The 1,256-nt window shown below is 71.3% G+C and carries 2 protein-coding genes; both read right to left on the bottom strand.

Features of this window, described 5'->3' with window-relative positions:
- On the bottom strand, positions 1-866 hold an 866-nt coding region (locus tag ACOADB_RS04070; protein ID WP_378596653.1), incomplete at its 3' end, for a hypothetical protein.
- Positions 863-1,256 (bottom strand): ABC transporter ATP-binding protein (locus ACOADB_RS04065; protein WP_378596652.1); only part of this gene is annotated, 394 nt, incomplete at its 5' end. The genes ACOADB_RS04065 and ACOADB_RS04070, both read right to left, overlap by 4 nt.

Raw genomic sequence — 1,256 nt, 5'->3', positions numbered from 1 at the left:
ATCGTGATGTCGTCGATGCCGTCCTCTGCAGGGACGCCGTCGGGACCGGTGTGGTCCGGCGGGTCGGTGAGGACGGCCCGAGAGGTGATCAGCAGGCCGATCTCGTTGAGTTCCTTGACATCGTCCCAGGTCACCGGGTCACCGCCCACCAACCAGCGGCCCATCGTGCTCTCGCCCGTTCCGAACGCTCCTGGCAGGGCCACTGCCAAGGGGTAGCCCCTGGATCCGGCACTCTCGGCGATGCCGACGACCTTGAGCTCGAAGGTCTGCTCGGTCCCGTCCATGAGCTTGCGGACCGCGGTCAGCGTGTCGCCGACACGGGGCCCACGATCGGCGAGGGCCTGGTTGACGACGACCTGGCCGGGCCCGGGCGGGTACTGACCGCTGATCGGCTGGAACAGGCCGTCGGTGATCGGGTTGGCGAGATCGGTCGTGAACGCCTCGAGGTCGCCGATGCCCTTCTCGGTCCGGAAGCCGATCGAGTCACGGCCGAAGACGGTGATCGGGCGGTCGGGGCCCACGGCTTCCCGAACAGCGGCGAGGTCGGTCCCGTCGAGGATGGCCTCCTCGTTGTCCTCGTTGTCGGCACTCCCGTAGCCGCCGGCCTCGGGGTCGGGGCTCTGGACGATGTTGTCGCTCCAGCTCGTCTCGATGAGAGCTTGCGCCGAGCCCATCCGCCGGTCGATGCCCTCGATGCTGGACACGTCGGCGGTCCGCCACACGATCGCGGCGGCGCTGACGGCGAGCACGGGCAGGCAGATCAGCACCAGCATCAGTGCGGTTTGCCCCTTGCGGCGCAGCGCCTCGCGACGGGCCAGGCGCAGGGCCACCCGCCAGCCGCCGCTGGTCGACAGGTTCTGGCTCATCGCGCAGCGTGCTCGGTGAGGACGTCGACCCGGTCGGCACCGGTCTCGTCGACCACGACACCGTCACGGAGGAACACGACCCGATCGGCCCAGGCAGCGTGGCGCGCCTCATGGGTGACCAGCACGCCGGCGGCACCCGCATCGCAGCGCGCACGCAGCAGCTGCAGGATCTCCTCGCCGGTCTCGGTGTCGAGGGCGCCGGTCGGCTCGTCGGCGAGGATCAGGCGTCGCTCGCCGATGATGGCGCGCGCGATCGCGACCCGCTGCTGCTGGCCCCCGGACATGTCGTCGGGGAACCGGTCGGCGAGCTCGCCGATGCCGACCTCGGCCAGCGCTGTGCGCGCCTCCTGGCGCGCGGCCCGGGCGCTGACGCCGTCGAGCTCGCGCGGG

Source organism: Nocardioides sp. CPCC 206348, assembly GCF_048654705.1.
GTDB lineage: Bacteria > Actinomycetota > Actinomycetes > Propionibacteriales > Nocardioidaceae > Nocardioides.
Note: the sequence above shows the minus strand (reverse complement) of the source record. Positions and strands in the feature narration are given on the sequence as shown.